Annotated in this window: 19 protein-coding genes and 1 pseudogene; 17 read left to right on the top strand and 3 right to left on the bottom strand. The window is 44.6% G+C overall.

Annotated elements, in window-relative coordinates; all coding sequences use genetic code 11:
* Positions 1-50 precede the first annotated feature (50 nt).
* Positions 51-2,279, top strand: a complete 2,229-nt coding sequence (locus L1028_RS07850) for an amylo-alpha-1,6-glucosidase (RefSeq protein WP_234532803.1) — start codon at positions 51-53, stop codon at positions 2,277-2,279.
* 78 nt (positions 2,280-2,357) lie between these two features.
* Here L1028_RS07850 and L1028_RS07845 read toward each other — a convergent pair whose 3' ends face one another.
* Entirely contained in the window at positions 2,358-3,221 is an 864-nt protein-coding gene (locus L1028_RS07845; RefSeq protein WP_234532802.1) for a Cof-type HAD-IIB family hydrolase, read from the bottom strand.
* Positions 3,222-3,494: 273 nt separating this feature from the next.
* Between L1028_RS07845 and L1028_RS07840 the strand changes: the two genes are divergently transcribed.
* Positions 3,495-4,736: a DUF445 domain-containing protein gene (locus L1028_RS07840; RefSeq protein ID WP_234532801.1), complete on the top strand. Its 1,242-nt coding sequence runs from the start codon at positions 3,495-3,497 to the stop codon at positions 4,734-4,736.
* Positions 4,737-4,789: 53 nt separating this feature from the next.
* Here the strand turns inward: L1028_RS07840 and L1028_RS07835 are convergent, their stop codons facing one another.
* The gene (locus L1028_RS07835; protein WP_234532800.1) at positions 4,790-5,893 is read right to left on the bottom strand and encodes a glycosyltransferase family 4 protein; all 1,104 of its coding nucleotides are present in this window, start codon (positions 5,891-5,893) and stop codon (positions 4,790-4,792) included.
* A gap of 182 nt (positions 5,894-6,075) precedes the next feature.
* On the opposite strand from L1028_RS07835, the gene L1028_RS07830 reads away from it, so the two are divergent.
* Positions 6,076-6,849, top strand: coding sequence for a YheC/YheD family protein (locus L1028_RS07830; protein ID WP_234532798.1), 774 nt, complete (start codon positions 6,076-6,078; stop codon positions 6,847-6,849).
* Here the strand turns inward: L1028_RS07830 and L1028_RS07825 are convergent.
* Positions 6,842-7,657 (bottom strand): hypothetical protein, encoded by an 816-nt coding sequence (locus L1028_RS07825; protein WP_234532796.1) that lies wholly within the window; start codon positions 7,655-7,657, stop codon positions 6,842-6,844. The genes L1028_RS07830 and L1028_RS07825 overlap by 8 nt on opposite strands.
* Positions 7,658-8,035: 378 nt before the next feature.
* Between L1028_RS07825 and L1028_RS07820 the strand changes: the two genes are divergently transcribed.
* The 14 genes and pseudogenes from L1028_RS07820 (at position 8,036) to L1028_RS07755 (ending at position 22,695) form a co-directional block, all read left to right on the top strand.
* Positions 8,036-10,240, top strand: a complete 2,205-nt coding sequence (locus L1028_RS07820) for a PAS domain S-box protein (protein ID WP_234532794.1) — start codon at positions 8,036-8,038, stop codon at positions 10,238-10,240.
* Positions 10,240-10,863 (top strand): C39 family peptidase, encoded by a 624-nt coding sequence (locus L1028_RS07815; RefSeq protein WP_234532792.1) that lies wholly within the window; start codon positions 10,240-10,242, stop codon positions 10,861-10,863. The genes L1028_RS07820 and L1028_RS07815 overlap by 1 nt, the downstream gene beginning before the upstream one ends.
* A 121-nt stretch (positions 10,864-10,984) precedes the next feature.
* Complete coding sequence (gene pulA / locus L1028_RS07810) at positions 10,985-12,940, top strand: type I pullulanase (RefSeq protein ID WP_234532790.1); 1,956 nt, start codon at positions 10,985-10,987, stop codon at positions 12,938-12,940.
* A gap of 294 nt (positions 12,941-13,234) precedes the next feature.
* Complete coding sequence (locus L1028_RS07805; protein ID WP_234532787.1) at positions 13,235-14,719, top strand: glutamate synthase subunit beta; 1,485 nt, start codon at positions 13,235-13,237, stop codon at positions 14,717-14,719.
* A 131-nt stretch (positions 14,720-14,850) separates the two neighbouring features.
* A complete protein-coding gene (gene yfcE, locus L1028_RS07800; protein ID WP_234532904.1) occupies positions 14,851-15,399 on the top strand; it encodes a phosphodiesterase in 549 nt (182 codons plus the stop codon).
* A 146-nt stretch (positions 15,400-15,545) separates the two neighbouring features.
* Positions 15,546-16,574, top strand: a complete 1,029-nt coding sequence (locus tag L1028_RS07795; protein ID WP_234532784.1) for an agmatine deiminase family protein — start codon at positions 15,546-15,548, stop codon at positions 16,572-16,574.
* A gap of 53 nt (positions 16,575-16,627) precedes the next feature.
* Positions 16,628-17,503: an N-carbamoylputrescine amidase gene (gene aguB / locus L1028_RS07790; RefSeq protein ID WP_234532782.1), complete on the top strand. Its 876-nt coding sequence runs from the start codon at positions 16,628-16,630 to the stop codon at positions 17,501-17,503.
* A 162-nt stretch (positions 17,504-17,665) separates the two neighbouring features.
* Positions 17,666-17,805: pseudogene (locus tag L1028_RS07785) on the top strand (peptide ABC transporter ATP-binding protein); the annotation flags it as partial.
* Between the two features lie 157 nt (positions 17,806-17,962).
* Positions 17,963-18,409 carry a tellurite resistance TerB family protein gene (locus L1028_RS07780; protein WP_234532780.1) on the top strand — a complete coding sequence of 149 codons (447 nt, stop codon included), beginning with the start codon at positions 17,963-17,965 and terminating at the stop codon, positions 18,407-18,409.
* Positions 18,410-18,535: 126 nt separating this feature from the next.
* A complete protein-coding gene (locus L1028_RS07775; RefSeq protein WP_076285126.1) occupies positions 18,536-19,132 on the top strand; it encodes a TerD family protein in 597 nt (198 codons plus the stop codon).
* Between the two features lie 29 nt (positions 19,133-19,161).
* Positions 19,162-19,737, top strand: coding sequence for a TerD family protein (locus tag L1028_RS07770; protein WP_234532778.1), 576 nt, complete (start codon positions 19,162-19,164; stop codon positions 19,735-19,737).
* A gap of 66 nt (positions 19,738-19,803) precedes the next feature.
* Entirely contained in the window at positions 19,804-20,385 is a 582-nt protein-coding gene (locus L1028_RS07765) for a TerD family protein (protein ID WP_234532776.1), read from the top strand.
* A 247-nt stretch (positions 20,386-20,632) separates the two neighbouring features.
* Positions 20,633-21,928 (top strand): TerD family protein, encoded by a 1,296-nt coding sequence (locus L1028_RS07760; protein ID WP_234532774.1) that lies wholly within the window; start codon positions 20,633-20,635, stop codon positions 21,926-21,928.
* Between the two features lie 26 nt (positions 21,929-21,954).
* Positions 21,955-22,695, top strand: a complete 741-nt coding sequence (locus tag L1028_RS07755) for a TerC family protein (RefSeq protein WP_234532771.1) — start codon at positions 21,955-21,957, stop codon at positions 22,693-22,695.
* The last annotated feature ends 87 nt before the right edge of the window (positions 22,696-22,782 follow it).

Genomic DNA, 22,782 nt, shown 5'->3' with positions numbered 1-22,782 from the left:
CCGCTATGAGGTTTCATAGCGGTCTACTATTTTAAAGGAGGAGGCTTACAATGAATAGTGATCAAGTTCATACATCAATTCTGGATGAAATGAAGACATTTGTCTCTCAAGAAGCCAATCGGAGTATTTCATTTACGAATAAAGAGGCAGCATTTTATTTTACGCAATCCCATCATACGGATCATGTGGAACATGCATTTTTTGAGGGACTTAATATTGCTAAGAATAGAATTTTCGGTGGATACACCTTATTCGTAGGTGAACAGCAGCTAGACAATCGACAATCGAAAGTGTGGGCCTATCCTTATAAAATGGTGCGTAAGCACGCCGATCTGACAGAAGAGCTGTGGTTGGTGGATTATCATAATCTATTAGAAATTAGTCTCGCTGATGCGAAGGAAGCCATAGGCATCGTTTTAAGGGGAGATAATGTTAGCTATATAAACCAACAGGATCATATCGCGTTCTTTAGTGCTATCGAGGGAGATTGGGTGATTGCAGTTAGTGCTATCAACCTTTCACCTTTGCACATGGATAATGAAGTTCTAATTGCCGATGCAAACGCTGGGGGTTATTATATCGCTGCAGGTATGACATCCGAAGAAGCAGCAAGCTTAATCCGTAAAGCTAGACAAGGTATAAGCACTTTGAAAGATGAACGCGTTAAGCGGATGGAAGATTTCTTACACCATAATGCTCATCTAACCAGCAGTGATGATACGTTTACTTTAGCTATGAATTGGTTGAACATCACAATGGATCAGTTAGTTACTAGACAGCAGGGTGATGGTATCTATGCAGGGCTGCCATGGTTTAACGAATATTGGGGACGGGATCAATTCATAGCTCTTCCAGGAGCCGTACTCGTTACAGGGCAATTCGAAACGGCTAGAAATATCTTACTATCATTCGCAGAGTTTCAGAATACGGACGAAGATTCTAAATACTTTGGTAGAATTCCAAATATTTTGTCTCCTGGAAAGGTTGATTATCATACAACGGATGGTACGCCGCGATTCATTATCCAGTTGCAGGATTACGTTAAGTATTCAGGAGATACAGCGATCATTAAAGAGCTTTATCACAATGTACAATATAGTATTGAAGGTTCCATAAAATATTGGGTAGATGATAAAGGGTATTTGAGGCACGCAGATAATGAAACTTGGATGGATGCCCGGGATGGCAATTTGGAGTCGTATTCTCCTCGGGATACCCGTGCCAATGATATTCAAGCACTCTGGTATAACCAATTGCTTGCTGGTGTTTACTTTGCTGAATATATGAATGACAAGGTGAATGCTGATAAATGGAAGCGCATTGCTGAAACCTTAAAGCACCATTTTGAGGTCGATTTCATTGATCAAGCGCATCCTTATTTAGCAGACAGACTGGACGCAGAAGACAAGCCGGAATTCTCCCTGCGCCCAAACCAGTTATTTGCTTTTGAAATGTTTGACGATAACGATTTTAAGGCTAGAGCGATTCGTACCGCGTGGGAAGAGTTGGTCTATCCATGGGGCGTTGCTTCGCTAGATAGACATCATCCTTTGTTCCGTCCGTTTCATTTAACTTCTCATTATCCGAAAGACGAGGCTTATCATAACGGTGCGGTTTGGATTTGGCTTAATGGTATTGCGATGCAGCGTATGATTGAAGCGGGGCAGGAGGAAACCGCCTATCAGCTATTCAAGAATATGAACTGGCAGGCCTTGAATTTAGGTGTTATCGGTGGACTTAGTGAGAATATGGATGCTTATCCTGCGGAAGGTGAGAGCTGGGCGAAGTTGACGGGTGCATACCTGCAGGCTTGGTCCAATGCTGAGCAGCTGCGTGTGTGGTACCAATATTTCTTAGGTATCCGTCCAGATCTGATTAACAATACACTGACCATTGCTCCAAGAATTCCACAAGAGCTTGAATCCTTGGCCTATGATGTGAATATAGGGAATGGACGTATTGAAGCCACTTATAACTGTGGACCTGAAATCACATACTCCTATACATTCAAGAATGTAGGACTGGAAGTTATGATCGATGTGTCTCCTTTTGAAACGGTATCGCTTGAAGTTAAGCCCAATATGGAGCTGGTTGTAAGACAAGATGATCATATACTGGCAGTTACCTTATATGATGAGAATCGTCAAATGCTCAAGGAGATTCAGTCAGGTCTATCCGAATCACGTGTTATGCATAATAAGCGGAATAACGAGTTATTAAAAGACGTTGAGTTTGCCAAGCCATTGAGCTTGGACAATCATCCTTGTATAAAGCGGTAGTAAAAAAACCTCTGACCCATCCTCAGGATGCTGTCAGAGGTTATTTAGCTGTTTATGATTTAAGCCAGGGATGCTGGCTCAGAATTTAGCCATAAGATGCTCAAGTCCTGCCGCCACTCCATCTTCCGCATTACTGACGGTAACAAATTCAGCCATTTCCTTTAGAACCGGTGCTGCGTTAGCCATGGCAATCCGGTAGCCGGCCCTCTCGAACATCGGTTGATCATTATAGCTGTCACCCATTACGGCTACATCTGTTAGCGGGATGCCATAGTGGGCGGCGAGCATAGCTACACCGGAGCCTTTGTTGGCGTCCTCATGGTTAATTTCGATATTATTGACATGGGAGGCTGTAATAATGAGGCCAGGGATCGCGGCGAAGCGGGTGGAGGCTTCTTTGAGCAGTTCCCGGTCTAGAGAAAAGGCTAATGTTTTATAAATGACGTTTTCTTCTTTACTCCAGATCTCTTCCATACTTTCGACGTAAGTTACAGCCGCTTGTTGAAACTGCTGATCGATCATTGCTTTTAGCAGCCAGCTGACTTCCTCAGGTACTTCTTCTTCACTTAGTGTAGATAGTTTCTCTAATCTTACCCGTTTATTGAGTTCCACATATACGTTGTCCTCTGTGTATACCTCGTAATACAAATCCGGAATTTCGTTCATCCAGCGTAATGCAGGAATGATGTCTTCCTTCTTCAGCGGTTTACTTGCTGCCAGCGTGTGGTCAGACAATGTAACCACTGCGCCATTTAGACTGACTATCGGGCATTCCAGATCTGCCAGACGCAGCTGTCGTTCCGCATCCATAAAAGAGCGTCCCGTAGCAATAATTACGATATGACCTAAATTCTGAGCCTTTATAATCGCCTCGCGGTTCTTTGGGCTAATTTGTCCTTCTTCGTTCAGCAATGTTCCATCCATATCTAAAGCAATCAGCATAGTGTATGATCTCCTTATCCAGTCATAGTTGTCCCCTTCGCGGGCCAGTGAGAACGTTACTTGTATCTTATCATTAATATTCTGAAAACCAAAAACACCTTTTCATTTCTATTCTAATCGTATATTTTTAGAAAATAGTTCAGTCGTGGTACAATAGTTGTTAAACTAATCGACTAGCCGAGTCTATCGTCAGTTCATGTTCGTGGGACGTGATCCGTCGGTATTTTTCCTGCGTAAGGACATCGGCAGCTGTGTATGTAAGGGGGACTAATCGTGAGATCCAAAAACTTGGCCACCATGTCACTAGCTTTTATGGCATGTGGGTTTCTGATTACACTATTTCTACCTGAAAATCTCGCCGTGATTCTACTAAGAGGTGGTTTTGAGGCTGGGCTGGTTGGGGGGATTGCCGACTGGTTCGCGGTAACCGCGTTATTCCGCCATCCGCTGGGGCTGCGTATTCCACATACCTCACTGCTGCTCAAGAATCGGGATAAGATTATCCAGTCGCTAATTACTGCTATGGAGACTGAGCTGCTGAACAAAGAGAGTATTGAGAACAAGCTGCGCAAGTTTGGCATTATGTCTATGGGTTCTAAGCTGCTGACAAAGTTCTTTAGCAAGAAGAAGGTGAGAGCCCAGATCCTGGAGCAGCTTAGCGAATTCGTGTCACGTCTTCCGGTAGAGAAAGCTGTACCTTTTCTTCAAAAGGCAGCCTCTGATTATATTCGTGAAGCGGAGCTTGGGGTTGCAGCTGATAAGATTGTCACTAAATTAATGAACGATGGAAAAGATGTAGCGGCTCTGGATTATGCGCTGGAAGGGGTATCTAACTGGAGCGGTCGTCCTGAAACGAAAGCTATGCTAGGTAAGATCGCCAGTGAGAAACTAGCCGAAGTAAAGCTCGGTGGACTGAAGGGAATGGCTTTTCAGGCTTTCGTTGGGTTCATGGATGCGGATATGCTTGGTGAAATGCTGCAAGGCATGTTACAGTCCGGTATTCGCGATTTTCGTGAAGAGGATAGCCCTTATCGTGAAGAGATTATCCGGGAAATTCGAGTGGCGCTGTTCCAGATTGTTAATGATGAGGCTAGAATGGCTTCTGTAAAAGAATGGGCACTCCATGAGCTTGAGGGAGAAGCAGCAACCGTTTTTCTGCATACTCAATTGGAGAACGTACGCAGCAAGGCACTCTCCTTATTGGAAGAGGACCGGGCAGCGGGCGGACGCAAGCTGTTTGCACTATACGCCCTGCTTGTACGCCGTATTAGCAAGGAACAAGAGTGGATCGGCAGTTGGGAGGAGCGGATTCGCGCTTCATTAATTACATTTGTAGAGGCCAACCACTTCCGAATCGGTCTTTTGGTGAAAGAGAATCTGGATAGTATGGACGATGCTAGTCTAGTGAATATGCTGGAGGATAAAGTAGGTAAAGATCTTCAGTGGATTCGGGTGAACGGTGCCTTATGCGGTTTTGTTGTAGGGCTTGTACTTACAGTTGTTCAATTTATTTAATTCAAAGTAGTCCGTCTCCAGTGTTTGGAGGCGGACTACTTTTTTATGTGGATCTATTGTTGTACTAAGGCGGATTGGTAAAGCCGCTCCAAATCAGTTGCTGTACGTTGCCAATTGAAGACCTCAAGCGCATCCGCTCTTCCTTGTTTCCCAATGGCTGCTGCTAACTCTGGATTCCGGCCTAGTCGCAACAAATTTCTAGCAAAGGGCAAGGCCTCGCGATATCGTTCCACCAGATATCCGTTATGGCCGGAGTCGATAATCTCACGGATACCACCATTGTTAGAAGCGATGACGGGCAGTCCCGAGGCCATGGCCTCTACATTGACAAGTCCAAAGGATTCATGATTCTGAGAAGGACATACAAAGCAGTCGGCTGCTTGATAAAGGGTATGAATATCTTCATGAGCTACATTCCCAAGGAAGGTGACGGATACGCCTAGTTGCCGTGCAAGCAGCTTCAGCTGTCGCAAATACGAGGGGCTTCCTTTGCCTGCAATTACAAGATGAGCAGGAAGGTGTTTATTTAAATGGTGCATAGCACGTATTAATACGGGCACCCCTTTACGGGGAATGACTCGACCGACGAACAAGACGGTAAAAGCCTTCGGGAGTCGGTAATGTCCGCGAAGATAGTATTTTTCCTCTGTCGATACAGGAGTGAACCGATCAAGATCTGCTCCGAGCAGGACAATACGGATTGCTTTGTTCAATTGTGGGAAGCGCCGGGTTAGCCTTCGCTCTAAAGAGTGGCTGTTCGCAATGATCAGGTCTGCTTTAGTCAAGGCGTGAGCAACTTTATCTGTGCCCGGTGTGAATGTAAGAGAATGCAGAAATAGAAAGACCGGAAGATGAGGGAGCCGTTTCTTTACAGCAGACATAAGATGGGGGCGATTATCGATCTGAACGATATCAAATGACTCATTCCGAATGTAGTCTAACACCGAAGTACGATAATGAACGGGAGTACTTGCGGGTAAACGAATGATTCTGACCTGCTCCAATATTGAGGCATCGGGCAGTCCCGGTGCTCTTCGGCTCACAATGGTAACCCTATGTTTCTCAGCCAGCCTTCTGGCAATGGCCCAAATGCAGATTTCTACTGAACCGTCTCCCGGAACCGGGAGCCGTTCCGGCGCAATAATACAAATATGCATGGTTCATGCCTCCTCTGATCCGCTAATGGTTATCCTCTTCCCACCATATGCAGCTTAAGGATCTGGAGATACATCTGAGAGCGGAGAGGGCGTTCAACCCATGCCATTCAAATAGTCGAAGCATAAAATACTAAGGCTAGGCAAGGCTGTGATTATTATTTGAGTGACAGGGGAGAGGGCAATTGGGAACGAAGTTAAAGTCGGCATTGACCAGTAAATGGATTAAAACCAAGGTGCTCATGCAAAGTTCCGAGATTTCACCGCTCATTCCAGAAACGGTGAAGTTTAGTAAAGCAAACTTAAAGACGATGCTCTTGAAATATGGGATGATTTACGTTAAACCGGAACATGGCACCTATGGTAATGGTGTAATGAAGGTTGAACAGAGTAAGGATTCTCATGGAACAGAATACAAATACCAAAGTGGAACAAAGATTAAGACTTTTGGAGCCTATGACACCTTTTATTCATCCCTTAAGAAAGCGACACGCGGACGTAGTTACTTGATTCAGAGAGGGATCGTTTTGCTAAAGCATGGAAAGCATCGCTTTGATATCCGTGTGATGGTCCAGCTCAGTCCGCGTGGCAAATGGGAAACGACCGGATTGATCGGCCGAGTAGCTGAGAAAGGCAAGATTGTTACCAATTATCATAACGGTGGTACGCTAATGTCTATGGAGAAGCTGCTGTCACCTTATTTGAACGATGCTCAGCAAGCCCAGATGCTTAAGATATTGAGAAAGCTAGGTGAGGATACCGGACGTTTCTATCATAAGAAATATCCTGGCTTTAAACAGATCGGTGTAGACGTAGGTTTAGATAACCACATGACACCTTGGATTATTGAAGTGAATACTAGTCCGGATCCGTATATTTTCAAACATCTTCCTAATAAAAGCATGTACCGCAAAGTGATGGCTTACCGCAGAGCAAGTAAGAAGAAGTCCGCTAGCTGATTTGTTTCTTCGTATTTGCTATAACAAGGGACACCTTTTGTTCGAGCTCAATTATTTTTTGTTTGTGGGTTGCGATCTGACGATAACCAGAGACCAGTGAAGATAGGGACTGGGTGGTTAGTGTAAGATTTTGTTTGCGAATGGCTGCTTTAAAGTCAGTCCAATCTGCTGAGGTACGTTTGTTTAACGAGGTGATTACGCTCTTGTTAGATTTGATCGTGATTTGAGGACTTTCAATGCCAGATAAGGTTTTACGAGCTTCGGCTATCTTTTGGGTACGTGTCTTTTTCGCGGCGCTCAGCTGATTTTGTTTGTCGCTTATCTCTTGCCGTGCCAACTGAACCAAGATTTTCATAGCATCACCTTGGGTGCGCAGTACGGTATTTAAGGTCTTATTCTTAAGAGACTTAGCGATACTAATTCGTTTGTTAAGTGCACTATACTGGTCGAATAAAGGCTGATAGCGCTGCTTGCAGCTCTTAACGGAGGCTTCCAATCGGGTCACTGCTTCAAGATCAATCCCTTTAATTTGTTGACGGACCACAACTAGCGATTGCTCATTATTGTAGTGAAGGATTCGGATATGCTCCTCGCGCTGATCATACTGCAGCTTTAAGGTGGATAAATCATTATACAAAGAAGTCAGCTTAACCCTGGCAGGACCTTCTGCCGTCGCGGACGTCAGATCAAAAGCCGCTTTAATAGAAGGGGTTAATTCTGTTATAGATGCAGCAAAAGCTTCTGATGATGTGCTTAGCAGTAACAGGACCGTCAACAGTAGTAAGGGTATGGACTTAAATACTTTCATTTGTTCTCCTCCTATTGTCGTAACCTAATGGCAACAAAAAAAGCACCCGTAGCAAAGGCAAAAGCCTTTATTACGGGTGCTTCCAGCGTAATAGGTCACGAACGATATTATTAAAATATAAGAAAGTATAAGTTTCACGGTATACATTATTCTTATATTTCTCGCTTAAACGCTTATCGTCCTAACGAGGACGCCGAAGGCGTTTATGCTTGTGTTAATAATAGTTTGTCTCTGAGCATCCAGTCAATATTTAAAATTAAACTATTCCCTATTCAAAATGATACGCAGGACATTTCATTACTCACTTCTCTTATCGTATACTGAACTAAGAAGGGTATTGAGTGGTGCAACGTTCGCAACAGAGGAGGTCTGGATTAGATGGATAACTCGGTAGAATATAGCATGATGTTAGAACATGCATTTATGAGGTCCCCAGAGGGAATGGCCGTACTATCTTTAAACGATGGCAATGGCAACTGGCTAAAGGTTAATCCGGCTTTTTACAATTTACTTGGCTTTACGGAAGCCGAGTTTCTTGCTGGGGCTATTTTTTCAGAAATGAAAGATAGACAGTCGTCTTCGAAAGAGCTCACCTATAGATTGGTGATGGACGAGCTTCAGAATTCCCCAACAGGAAGCTGGAAGAAGGAAGAGTGCTTTTTTAACAAAGGGGCTCACCCGGTATGGCTTTCTCTGACGTTCTCAGGATTTGGAGCAGCAGGACAAGCCCCTTTGTATATTATTCTGTACGCCGAAGATATTACGGACCGAAAGATTGCAGATCAACAAATGGCAGATCACCGAGAGCTAGAGGAACAGATTTTTCAAAGTGAACGTAATTATAGATTGATATCCGAGAACTCGCTGGATTTAATCTCGCGTCATGCTGTTGAAGAGTGTAAACAGTTCGAATCCAAACTTCAGGAGAATGAACAGCGCTATAAATCCTTATTTGAATATAATCCGTCTGCTGTGTACTCAATGAATTTGCACGGGGATTATTTAACAGCCAATGCGAATCTGGAGAAGCTGACCGGATATTCGCTGGAAGAACTGATAGGAATGTACTTTGGTCCCATTGTGCATGAGAAGGATATGGAGAAGACGCTGTATCATTTTAACTTAGCCGCTAAGGGATATCCTCAAAGCTATGATCTGACACTTATTCATAAAGACGGGCATTTTGTAGAGATTAATACCACTAATATTCCGATCATTGTAGACGATCAAGTGGTTGGTGTATATGGTATTTCTCGTGACATTACGGAACGTATAAGATATACAGAACAAATTGAGAAGCTGAGCAATGAGTACACCCTTATATTAAATGCGGTTTCGGAGGGTATTTTTGGACTCGATATGGAGGAGAAGGTGACCTTCATCAACCCTGCAGGTCTGTATATGCTCGGTTATGAACATGATGAGATCATGGGCCATTCCTATCTGGATCATATTCAGCACACAGCGCTTGATGGGATACATTACCGGCCAGAGGAGTCGCCACTTATCAAGGCCATTAGGTCAGGGGGATCTTACCAGAGCAAGGATGCAGTCTTATGGCGTAAAGATGGTACAAGCTTTCTTGCGGAGTACCAAGTAACCCCTCTTTTTGATAAAGGCGAACCTAAAGGTGTTGTAGTCGTGTTCAGGGATATTACAGATGAGAAGGAGATCATTCGGGCGAAGGAATCTGCGGAGAAAGCGGACCAGGCTAAATCAGAGTTTCTAGCCATTATGAGTCATGAAATACGCACGCCTATGAACGGCATAGTGGGGATGACGGATCTGCTTGCAGAGACGGAACTAGATGAAGAGCAACGTGAGTACACAAATATTATTAAGGAGAGCAGTAGCTCTCTTCTATATATTCTGAATGAAATTCTCGATTACAGTAAAATTGAGGCCGGTAAAATGATGATCGTACATGAGCCTGTGCATCTTCGGGAGGTACTGGACAGTGTAACGGATCTATTTATGGCTAAGGCCTTGGAAAAAAATCTTGAGCTGTCTTACAGCATGGCGCCAGGAGTTCCTACGTTCATTATGGGAGATGCAGGGCGTCTGCGTCAGGTGTTGGTTAATCTGGTCAGCAATGCGATTAAATTCACTGACCGAGGTAATGTCTGCATTTACGTGGAGCGGAAATTGTCCGTGGTTTCAAAGAAATCGACTTTGAAATTTAATGTAAGAGACACTGGGATAGGTATTCCTTTAGAGAAGCAGCATCAGTTGTTTCAATCGTTCTACCAGCTGCACTCCTCGTTTAATCGTAAGTATGCCGGGACGGGGTTAGGACTGGCCATTTGCAAGAAGCTTGTTAAGTTGATGGGTGGAGCCATTGCGGTGGAAAGTAGCGAAGGAGAGGGCTCCAATTTCTATTTCACGCTACAGATTAATCCTGAAAGTAGATATGAGGGTGATGAGGAAGAAGTTGCTCAGACAGAACAAAGACCCGCACAGGAAACCGAAACAGGGGCAGATTCAGAGGTGCCTATGGATGTTGGCGGGAATGTGATTTTACTCCCGGAGGGCCCGGTCCTTTCAGACCCTAAGGCGAACTCTTCAAAAGGAGAAACATCCTGATGAAGCATAGAGGCTCCAGTCTCAGTAACAAACTACCGGCGGATCCATACACACAGTGGGAGGCTGGGGTTTCAGCCCCGTCTTCTGCATGTGGACCTGCGACAATGGCAGCTTTAACCGAGTATTGGAATACCCAGCTAGGAATGGACTTTATTCGTGGCAGAGGTCATTTTCACTCTAAAGCAGATCATATTAATTATATATACAGTCATCACGGTGGGACACCTTTGGGCATGAGTACACGTCGTTTTGTAAAGGGGATCACAGCTTATATCCACTCTTCAATCTCGCCAAATGGGGGACATAAGCTATCTATCGCTACTTTTAGCGATTTCGATATGTATAAAGTGGAGATTGATGCAGGTCGGCCAGTAGCTGTTAAATTTGATAAATGGTTTAATTTTCGGTGGAGAGGGAATTTTGCTTACGACTACCATTGGGTATTAGGAATAGGATATGAAGTACCTGATAACGGGGATCGTCCAATCCTCATTGTTCAGGATAACGGTGTGAGGTATAAGGATGGAAGGATTGCTCTTTGTAAAGAACGCCGCATCCCATATTATGCAAATAAAGACATCATTACAATGGTGGGAATGAATATCTTAGAAACGCCTAGTTAATTACGATTTGACTAGGAGATTACCCTGAAAAAAATGATCTAACTATTTCGAGTCAAACGTTTGCACAAATTCGAGGATCATACTATAATCCAGTTAATAACTGGAAAAGGGGATAGGTGCTTTGTCCGTACAAAAGGAAATGAAGGAACCCATTTATTATGGTGATCCTGAGACTACTAGAGGGATTTCCGTATTCGCTCAGGAGTTTGATCAGTTGTTCAGCTATGACGGGGATGATCTGGGACTTACATATTCATCGGCCTGTTCATCGTTTTGCTTGTGGGCCCCTACGGCTCAAGAGGCAGAGCTAGTAATCTATGACTCATGGCAAGGAGCTGCAGAGTGCAAATATGCTATGATTCGCGATATCCGGGGAACATGGAGAGTTACTGTTGACGGTGATCTGGATGGCAAATTCTATACTTATCGAGTTCGTCTAGGTGAACAGTGGAATGAAGCAGCTGATCCTTATGCACGGGCTGTTGGCGTGAACGGTGACAGAGGTGCTATTCTAGATTTGCGCAAGACAGACCCTGAGCGGTGGACGGAAGATAAGCCGTCTTTTGAGGATCCTGTGGACGCCATTATTTATGAGCTTCATTTGCGTGACTTATCCATTCATCCGGCAAGCGGCATGGCTCATAAGGGACAATATCTCGCTTTGGCGGAAGAAGGCACTCGTGGACCTGATGGCATTCTCACGGGACTCGATCATATCGCAGATCTCGGTGTAACCCACGTACAGCTATTGCCTATCTATGATTATTCTACAGAGAGTGTAGATGAGACGAAGCTGGATGAACCCCATTTTAACTGGGGTTATGATCCGAAGAATTATAATGCTCCTGAAGGCTCCTATGCTACGGATCCCTATGTGCCGGGACTACGTATTCAAGAGCTAAAAACAATGATTCAAGCGCTTCATGATCGTGGACTCCGCGTCATTATGGATGTTGTTTACAACCATGTGTACGACGGATATCGCGTGAATTTCACCAAACTGGTACCTGGCTATTATTTACGTTATAAACAAGACGGAAGCCTGTCGAATGGTTCAGGCTGTGGGAATGACGTGGCTACAGAACGCTTGATGATGTCCCGCTTCATTGTGGAGTCCGTGGTCTATTGGGCCCAAGAATACCATATCGACGGCTTCCGCTTTGATTTGATGGGCTTGATGGATGTCGATACGATGCGGGAAACTCGGCGGCGTCTGGATGAAATAGATCCGTCCATCATGACAATTGGTGAAGGCTGGATGATGGGGACTGAGCTGCCGATGGAACGGCTCGCTCATCAGAAGAACGCCTCCCTTATGCCGGGAATCGGACATTTTAATGATGATTTCAGGGATGCTATTAAGGGAAATATCTTTTTGTACGATCAGCCGGGCTTCATCAGTGGAATGATGGGTCTGGAGCCTGCGATCAAAGCGGGGATTGCGGGAGGAATTGACTTCAGCCCAGGAATTAAGCAATTTGCCGTGGAGCCTCAGCAAAACGTTAATTATGTGGAGTGTCATGATAATCATACCTTATGGGATAAAATCGTATTGTCCACCGAGGGTGAGACAGTTACTCAGCGCCGTTCCATGCACAGACTAGCTTCTGCGATAGTGTTCATGAGCCAGGGGATTCCTTTTATCCATGCAGGGCAGGAGTTTGTGCGTACGAAGGACGGGGTGGAGAACAGCTATAAATCTTCGGTCGAGATCAATCGTATGGACTGGGAATTGTGCGCCGCGCATCAGGAAGATGTGGCGTATATGAAACAGTTAATCGCACTGCGTAAAGCTCACCCGGCCTTCCGTATGCGAACGGCAGATGACATTCGGAACCATTTGGTTTTTGAAAAAGCACCGGCAAGTGCAGTAGCTTACACGCTGCGTGGCCATGCTGGAGGAGATGCAGCGAAGCATATTTATGTTCTTTTTAATGCGAATGCTGAACAGACCACTGTGGTTCTGCCGCAGCTTGGAGCATGGAAGACCATCTTCGGGGCTGATCTTACGCAGGAACTGACTGGAAATAAGCTAACTTTAAAAGGGATTGGGACAGTAGTCCTGACGGCGAAATAATTAGTTTTTTACAAGATCATTATTAAAAAGCATGCGGAGTAACGTACTTTAATCAGGTACAGTACACTGTGTGCTTTTTTTGTTTTTTTATTTCCTTAATTTGATTGTTTCATTTTACATAAAAAGGTGATATTACTCATTTTCGATGTGAATATTGGATGTTAATATGAAGGCATTTACTTTGGCGCTTTAGAGTGGCATAAGCATAACGACAGACAATCATAGAGCGTGTTTTTCCTGAGTGCATCGAAACAAAGCTCCATTTTGTGGGGATATTTAGAGAGGATGAAAGAGATGGGGAAAGCAACCGGATTTTTGGAATTTGAACGGCAGACGCCTTCGGAGTGTGAGGCGCTGGAGCGGATTAAGAATTGGGATGAATTCTCGATTCCTATGGATGAAGAGAATCTGCGCGAGCAAGGCGCACGTTGTATGGACTGTGGTACGCCATTTTGTCATGTAGGACGTCTGTTGTCTGGTATGGCTTCCGGCTGCCCTCTGCACAACTTGATTCCGGAATGGAATGATATGGTTTATCGTGGGAACTGGGAGGTTGCACTGAAACGTCTGCATAAAACCAATAACTTCCCTGAATTTACTGGACGTGTGTGTCCGGCACCTTGTGAAGGTTCTTGTACAGTAGGGATGAACGGCAAGCCCGTAACGATAAAGTCGATTGAAAAGTCGATTGTAGATAGAGGTTTTGAAGAAGGTTGGATTGTTCCAGAACCACCGCTTACTCGCACAGGTAAAAAGGTAGCTGTAGTGGGCTCGGGTCCAGCAGGTCTTGCCTGTGCAGCTCAGCTTAATAAGGCAGGGCATTCTGTGACCGTGTATGAACGGGCAGATCGGATTGGCGGTTTGTTGACGTATGGTATTCCGAACATGAAGCTGGATAAGAAGACGGTTCAGCGTCGAGTAGACCTGCTAGCGGCTGAAGGCATTACATTCGTAACTCGTACAGAGATTGGGCGAGATATCTCGGCGTCACAGCTCAAGGCGGAGCACGATGCTGTTGTCTTGTGTGGCGGGTCTACACAGGCACGGGAGCTTCCTATAGAGGGTCGTGAGCTGCGGGGCATTCATCAGGCTATGGAGTTTCTGACACTGAATACTAAGAGCTTACTGGATTCAGAGCTTGTTGATGGTGAATACTTGTCTGGGGCAGATAAGGATGTAGTTGTAATCGGGGGCGGGGATACTGGCACAGACTGTGTAGCTACGTCGATCCGCCACGGCTGCCGTAGTGTGATCCAGCTTGAGATTATGCCACAGGCTCCGCTGACCCGTCAGCCAAGCAATCCGTGGCCAGAATGGCCAAAGGTTCTTAAGGTAGACTATGGCCAAAAAGAAGCCGCTTCACTGTATAAGGAAGATCCACGTCGTTATCTTGTTTCGACGAAACGTTTTGTCGGTGACGATGGCGGGCATGTGCAGGAGCTGCATACCGTGCGCATTGAGTGGACTTGTAATGAACAAGGAAGGATAGTTCCGGTTGAAGTACCAGGCAGTGAAGAAGTTCTAAAGGCGCAGCTGGTACTGCTCGCATTAGGATTCACAGGGCCCGAAGCGACTGTACTAGGCGAGCTTGGGGTGGAACGCGATGAGCGTGGAAATGCCAAGGCGGAGTTTGGAGCACAAGCGACTAATGTAGAAGGTGTATTCACCGCAGGTGATATGCGCAGAGGACAAAGCCTTGTAGTCTGGGCTATTGATGAGGGTCGTCAGACTGCCCGCGAAGTGGACCGATTCTTGATGGGGTCATCGAATTTACCGTAAGGATAGAGGCATATAGAGCAGGACGTTCCTTTTGGGGGAGCGTCCGCTTTTGCGTTGTTAGCATATTCAAGGTTAAAATTGTGATCTAAGAGTAAGATTTACTTAAGTTAAGTCGAAAAGGAGAATACATGATGAAGCTAATGTTTATTTCCGATATTCACGGATCTTTATTCTGGTTAGAACGGGCTTTGGAAAAGGTAGAGGAAGAACAGGCAGACAGTCTTGTTATCGTAGGAGACTTTTTATATCACGGTCCCAGAAATCCACTGCCGAAGGGTTATGACCCACAGGGAGTTGCTAATAAACTGAATGAATATAATAAAAAGAAGCCCATAACGGCAGTGCGCGGTAACTGCGATGCTGAAGTGGACCAGATGCTGCTGCAATTTCCGATGATGGGCGATTACGTCATGCTCCTGCATGAAGGCAGACGAATCTATGTTACACACGGTCATGGCTTTAGTATTGAGAATTTACCGGCACTATCCGAGAAGGATATCTTTATTCAGGGGCATACCCATATTCCGGTTGCGGATGTAAAAGAGGGAATATACGTGCTGAATCCCGGTTCGATATCGCTGCCTAAAGAGAATAATCCGAATTCCTATGGTGTCCTTGAAGGTGGAGAGTTCATCGTTAAGGATTTTGAAGGCAATGTGGTAAAAAGAATTACATTATAAGCTCTGTCAGATCACGTGTGGCCCGAATTTCTTCCAACATTATTAGTGGTCTAGGGAATTGAGCACTAGAACATATTATTGTATGATGAGGGAGGAGTTTTAAGGGTAGGGCTGGCTCCAAATATAATAGTAGAGGTAGTTAACACATGAATCCTAAAGAATTGAACTATACAATGCCACCGGAATGGGGCAAGCATGAACGTACTTTTATCTCCTGGCCGGTGCAGGAATCCATGTGTTTCCCGGATAACCATGAGTCTGTATGCCAAGGTTATGCGGAGATCATCACAGCCATTGCTGAGTTTGAACCGATCACGGTCATCGTTAACCCGGAGGACGTGGAAAGAGTAGAACGTCTGGTTAGTGGACCGAATGTAACGCTGCTGCCTATAGCGCATAGCGATGCTTGGCTGCGTGATAACGGACCTACCTTTGTTGTTAATAAAGATGGGGTTCTAGCAGGCGTGAACTGGAGGTTCAATGCTTGGGGTGGCAAATATTCACCTTGGGATCTGGATGACGAAGTGGCGCCACAGATTCTCGAACACTCACAAGTTACACGCTTTGATGCACCGCTGGTGATGGAAGGCGGCTCGATTCATACGGATGGAGAAGGCACCCTGATTACTACAGAAGAATGTCTGCTCAATACGAACCGCAACCCGGAATTGCAGCGCGAGAATATTGAAGAGTACGTGTGCAATTACACAGGTACAGAAACTATTATCTGGCTTAAGCGTGGTCTAAGTGGTGACGAAACCGATGGTCATGTGGATAATATCGCTTGCTTTGCTGCTCCAGGTAAAGTCATTATTCAGGTCTGTGAGGATCCGCAGGACGAGAATTTTGAGATTACACAGGAGAATCTTCGTATTTTGGAGAATGCCATAGATGCCAAAGGGCGTAAGCTGGAGATCATCAAGATTCAGCAACCACCACGTGTGGATCATGACGGCAGCCGTCTGACACTCAGTTATTTGAACTTCTATTTCGTAAATGGTGGAATTATATTGCCTGTGTTTGGCGGTACAGCGGTGGAAACAGATAAACTTGCCGAGGAAGTGTTGGCTGGTTTGTTCCCGGAACGTAAGATTCGTACAGTTAACGGTATGGCGGTCATCACCGAGGGCGGTAATGTTCACTGCACTACACAGCAAATGCCTGCTCAGCAATAATTGAAGGAAACTAAACGTCCAAAGGGACATTTATATATAAGGAGGACAGATTCTTGAGAAATGTAAAAGTAGCTGCGACGCAAATGAGCTGTTCCAGCAATATTGATGAGAATATCAGCAAAGCCGAAACATTGGTCAGAGAAGCGGCGGCACAGGGAGCACAAATTATTTTGCTGCAGGAGCTGTTCGAGACTCCGTATTTCTGCCAGAAAGAGAAAGCTGATTATTACGCATATGCAACAGAGCTTGAACATAACAAAGCGATTAATCATTTCACAGCAATAGCCAAGGAACTGCAAGTGGTGCTGCCAATCAGTTTTTATGAGAAAAAGAACTACGCACGTTACAACTCACTAGCTGTAATCGATGCCGATGGAACGATACTGGGCAAGTACCGCAAGAGCCATATTCCAGATGGCCCAGGATATGAAGAGAAATTCTACTTCAATCCGGGAGATACTGGCTTTAAAGTATGGAACACTCGCTATGCCAAGATTGGCGTAGGGATCTGCTGGGATCAGTGGTACCCAGAAGCGGCTAGAGTGATGAGCCTGATGGGAGCAGAAATTCTGTTCTATCCAACCGCTATCGGATCAGAACCGCAGGATGGATCGATCGACTCTAAGGATCATTGGCAGACTTGTATGCTTGGGCATGCAGCGGCTAACCTTATTCCAGTCGTTGCCTCCAACCGTATCGGTGAAGAAATTGATGAAGATTCTAGCATTAATTTCTACGGCTCTTCGTTCATTGCGGGACCGCAAGGCAATAAAATTGTAGAAGCAGGCCGAGACGAGCAAACTGTAATAGTGAGCGAATTTGATCTGGATGCTTTGGAAGTCGGACGGATCGAGTGGGGCGTCTTCCGTGACCGCCGGCCGGATCTTTACAAAATGATTGGTTCTTATGATGGGGACATCATTCTTTAATAGAATTCACAGTTAAATGTGCTAAAGGCATTGCTAGAGAGGATAGAATCTCTGGCAGTGCCTTTTTTGGTGTTTCATCGAGAAATACGAGGTTCTTCAAACAGAACTGCGCATAAATATCAGGATACACGGATTGGGGATTGGATTCGGCAAAATGGCGCCAAAATGGTATTTTCGCGTGAGGTTGGGGATCGTGTGCTGTTCATGGAACAGGGCGAAATCGTGGAAGAAGGCAGTCCGTAGCATTGTTTGGAAATCCTGTGCAAGATCGGACACAATCTTTTCTATCAAAAGTATTGTAAAAGTCTGGAAAAGTAGAATATTGCTATTTTATCAGGTATATTAGAAGAGTAAACCGTGATTCAGGGATCTACTATGAAAATTCTGTCGGATACGTGGAGAGGAGGCTCTGGGATATCTTTTGTTATCATAATCTTGCGGTGATAGAAGGAGAAAACGATGAGCACATTTAAAAGCTGGTTGAACACAACCAAAAACGGACTAACAGATCAAGTGAAGAAATTCAAAAATAAAGATTTCATGAATGCGGTAGTTGCGGGCTGCGCCTTAGTTGCTGCTGCCGACGGTAAGATAGAAGAAGCTGAAAAGAATAAAATGGCTGGCTATATGAATATGAGCAATGAGCTAAAGGTGTTTGACATGAGAGACGTCATTACCCAGTTCAATTTTTATGTAAGTAACTTTGAATTCTCGCCAGAAATCGGTAAACAGGAAGCACTGAAAGCCATCGGTAAGTTTACTGGCAAACCGGATGTGGGACGCGTAATTGTGGGTGTATGCTCAGCTATTGGATCAGCTGATGGTGATTTTGATGACAATGAAAAAGCGGTTGTGCGGCATATTTGCGGTGTCTTGGGATTAAACCCTGGTGAATTCAGTTTATAAACGATGTAATACCATATACATGAGTTCGGATGAAACGTATTTAGTTCTTTAGCGTATCACTCATATAACATCCAAAAGCTAGACTAATAGATGGTGATTCTTTTTAGAGAATGGAGGTACGTAAAGTTGGCTGGAATTAATCTGGTAAAAGGTCAGAAGATTGATCTCACAAAAGGTAATGCAGGCTTATCTAACGTAATTGTAGGTTTAGGTTGGGATCCGGCTGAGCCGGCTCGAGGATTCTTCGGTGTGAAGAAACAGGCCAACGTGGACTGTGACGCTTCAGCACTGATGCTGAACGAGAATGGTAAGCTAGTTAAGAAGGGTAACCTGGTGTGCTTCCATAACAAGCAAAGTCCTTGTAACTCTGTCATTCACTCCGGAGACAATCTCACGGGTGATGGTGACGGAGACGATGAGCAAATCATGGTTAACCTGAATGCCATTCCTTCCGATGTACACAAGGTTCTGGTAGTTGTGAATATTTATGATGCCACGAATCGTAAACAGGATTTTGGATTGATTAAATCAGCTTATATCCGTGTGATGAACGCTGTAGGCAACAATGAGCTAATCCGTTTCAACCTATCTGATAATTACAATGGCTATACGGCGCTTATTTGTGGGGAACTTTACCGTCAAGGTGGAGAGTGGAAGTTCGCCGCAATTGGTGAGGGTAGTCACGCGGCACATATCAATCAACTGGCAGAACGCTACGTATAATCCAAATAAAAGAAAAGAGGAATGTTATCATGGCAATTAATCTATCTAAAGGTCAAAAGATCGATTTAACAAAAACAAATCCAGGCCTGTCCAAAATCACAGTGGGTCTTGGTTGGGACACTAATAAATATGACGGCGGTAAAGATTTCGACTTGGACGTTTCCGTATTCTTGACTAATGCGAACAGCAAAGTTGAAAAAGAAACCAACTTCATTTACTTCAATAATAAACAGAACGAGAACGCTTCTGTTGTTCATACAGGTGATAACCGTACGGGTGACGGCGATGGTGATGACGAGCAGATTCAAGTGGATCTTCTGAGTATCCCAGCGGATGTAGAAAAGGTTGCTTTTACTATTACAATTTATGAAGCTGAAGCAAGAAGCCAAAACTTCGGACAAGTTTCCCGTTCTTATGTGCGTATCGTTAATGATTTGAACAATGAAGAACTAATCCGCTTCGATTTGGGTGAAGACTTCTCTATTGAAACTGGCGTTGTTGTCGGTGAATTGTATCGTCATGGTGCAGAGTGGAAGTTCAATGCAATCGGTAGCGGCTACAAAGACGGCTTGAGCGGTTTGACTCGCGATTACGGCTTGCAATAAAATCTTGCAGTATAAATCTTGTATTACACAGTGAACTGAATCTACTCATGAAAGAAGGTTATGTCAGTGACGATCAGTCTTTCCAAAGGACAGCGGATTGATCTTACCAAGACTAATCCAGGTCTGACAAAGGTAGTAGTTGGATTGGGCTGGGACACTAACAAGTATAGTGGAGGTCAAGATTTTGACCTCGATGCTTCAGCGTTTCTGCTTCATGAAGACGGCAAAGCTAAAGGTGCAGATGATTTTGTATTCTATAACAACCCAAATGGTGGTGCGGGTTCTGTAGTATACACGGGAGATAACCGTACAGGAGAAGGTGACGGAGATGACGAGCAAGTTATCGTTGATTTCAGCAAAGTCCCTACCCATATTCAGCGTATAGGTATAACCGTAACGATTTATGATTACGAAACTCGTGCACAGAACTTTGGACAAGTCTCCAATGCTTTCGTACGTGTTGTTGATGCTTCCACAGATCGTGAAGTACTCCGTTTCGACCTGGGTGAAGATTTCTCAACAGAGACGGCAGTTGTATTCTGCGAATTCTACCGCAATGGTGCGGATTGGAAATTCCAGGCAATCGGTAGTGGTTTTGGCGGCGGTCTTAGCGCATTGTGTAAAAATTATGGGCTGGACGCGCAATAGCATTTTCCGGGCGGGGTCATCACCGATCCTGCCCTTTTTTTAAAAATATAAGAAGGTATAAGCTTAATACAGTACTATATGTCTTATATTTATTGCTCAAACGCTAACCGTCTTTACAGGACGCCGAAGGCGTTTATATTTGATTGATTAAGGATCCCCTCACATATATTTCTCGTTTAAACGCTTGCCGTACTTATAAGGACACCGAAGGCGTTATGATTGCTCCATTTATAAAGGTGGTGTAAGAATGGGTATTACAGTTGTCAAAGGACAAAAGGTTGATTTAACTAAAGGGAATCCTGGGCTTGGTTCTCTTATCGTAGAGATTGGCTGGCAATCGCCATCTTCACTTGAGATTGATACTTCTGCTTTTCTGCTTGGAGCGCAAGGTAAAGTAAGCAAAGATGAGGATTTGATATTTTATAATAATCCGTCTACACCTTATATCAGATATAAGGAAATGCCTGCATCAAACAGCCTCAAGCAATTTGACGTGGAACTAAACAAAGTTCCTTCTGATGTGATGAAACTCGCGTTTACACTTACCATTTATGATGGGGAGAAGCGGGGTCAAAGCTTTAGGCAGGTAAATCAGGCCTATTTTCGGATTCTGAATCAAGTAACAGGTGCGGAGCTTCTCCGATGTGATCTTGAAAATCATTTCTCCGTGGAAACGGCTATTGTGGTAGGAGAATTATATAGATATAACGGTGAATGGAAATTCAGCGCCATTGCTGCTGGCTTTGCTGGTGGTCTACAGGAACTGTGTAGGAACTTTGGGATAGAAGCGAACGATGAACCGGCACCGACACCAGTGCCTAAGCCTGCTGCTCCGCCGCAGCCAGAGCTTAAACGTCAATCAGCGCCGGTAACGGAGCCTAAGATTCAGATTCCACCTCCTCCTGCAGCTGCGCCTTCACCTGTAACACCCCCTCCGGTCAATCTCAACCTGAAGAAGATCGAACTGAAGAAAAAAGGTGATTCGATCAACCTGAAGAAATCAGCTGGTGGTTTGGGCGAATTGCTAATTAACCTCAATTGGAATCAGAAGCAGGGTGGAGGGCTTTTTAATCGTAAAAATGGTGTGGATTTAGATCTTGCTTGTCTATATGAGTTGAAGAATGGCAGTAAGGGAGTAGTTCAAGCGCTGGGCAATGCTTTTGGCTCGTTGAACCAACCTCCTTATGTCATGCTTGATGGAGATGACCGGACAGGCTCTGTAACAACCGGTGAGAATCTGCGGATTAATGGCAGCAAAATTGCTGATATTGAACGGATTCTAATTTTTTCTTTTATTTATAAAGGTGTTACCAATTGGTCAGAAGCTGACGGTGTTGTCACGATTACCCAGAGTGGTGGCCCCGATATTATTGTCAATTTGGACGAGCATAACAACCGCAAAGGCATGTGTGCCATCGCGTTATTTCGAAATGTGAATAACGAGACATTCAGTGTTGAACGGCTGGTCCAATATTACAGTGGTCATCGGGAGATTGATGAGGCTTATGGGTGGGGACTGCGCTGGGTTGCTGGCAGTAAATAGACGATTTTTTCGGAGGCGCAAGTGTAATGGATTGGTTCGCTGAATTTTTTAGGAATATTAGTGAGAACTACGGTCATTTTTTCTCATGGAGCGATGTGGTAGGTACGCTCTCAGATCCGGTTAGCTGGGGGATTATTGGCAGCTTAGTTCTGCTAGAGGGGCTGCTCTCAGCAGATAATGCGCTTGTTCTCGCCGTCATGGTTAAGCATTTACCTAAAGAACAACAGAAGAAGGCGCTCTTTTACGGAATTATAGGAGCTTATGTATTCAGATTTTTAGCTATCGGTCTAGGGACATTTCTTATTAAATTTATGTTGGTTAAGGTTCTTGGTGCAGCCTATCTCTTTTATATCGCTTATAGCGGGTTATTTAAGGGCGGTGGCGATGAGAAGATCGAGAATAAGGGGTCTTCTTTTTGGAAGACGGTTCTCCTTGTTGAATTAATGGATATTGCTTTCAGTATTGATAGTGTTATTGCTGCATTTGGTGTTAGTAACCAGGTTTGGGTGCTCTTTATGGGCGGAATCATAGGCGTTCTGATGATGCGGGGAGTAGCGCAATTATTCTTGAAGCTTATTGATAAAATTCCGGAACTCGAGCGTGCCGCTTTTGCTCTTATTGCCATTATTGCTGGTAAAATGCTCGCGGGCGCTTTTGGGTACGAAATGCCACATGTATTATTCTTTTCAATCATTATTCTTGTATTCGGTGGTACGATCCTTTACAGCGTACTGCGTAAGAAAAAAGAAGCCCATAGAAATGCTTGATTTCAAAGCTGGTTGAACACTGCTGCTTTCAGGTAATCGTATATGTTTATAGCGTAGGCCTTCACTTATATATGAGAGAACCGGATG

The organism is Paenibacillus pseudetheri (assembly GCF_924513355.1).
Taxonomy (GTDB): Bacteria; Bacillota; Bacilli; order Paenibacillales; family Paenibacillaceae; genus Paenibacillus_AQ; species Paenibacillus_AQ pseudetheri.
This window is presented reverse-complemented; position numbering and strand designations above follow the sequence as displayed.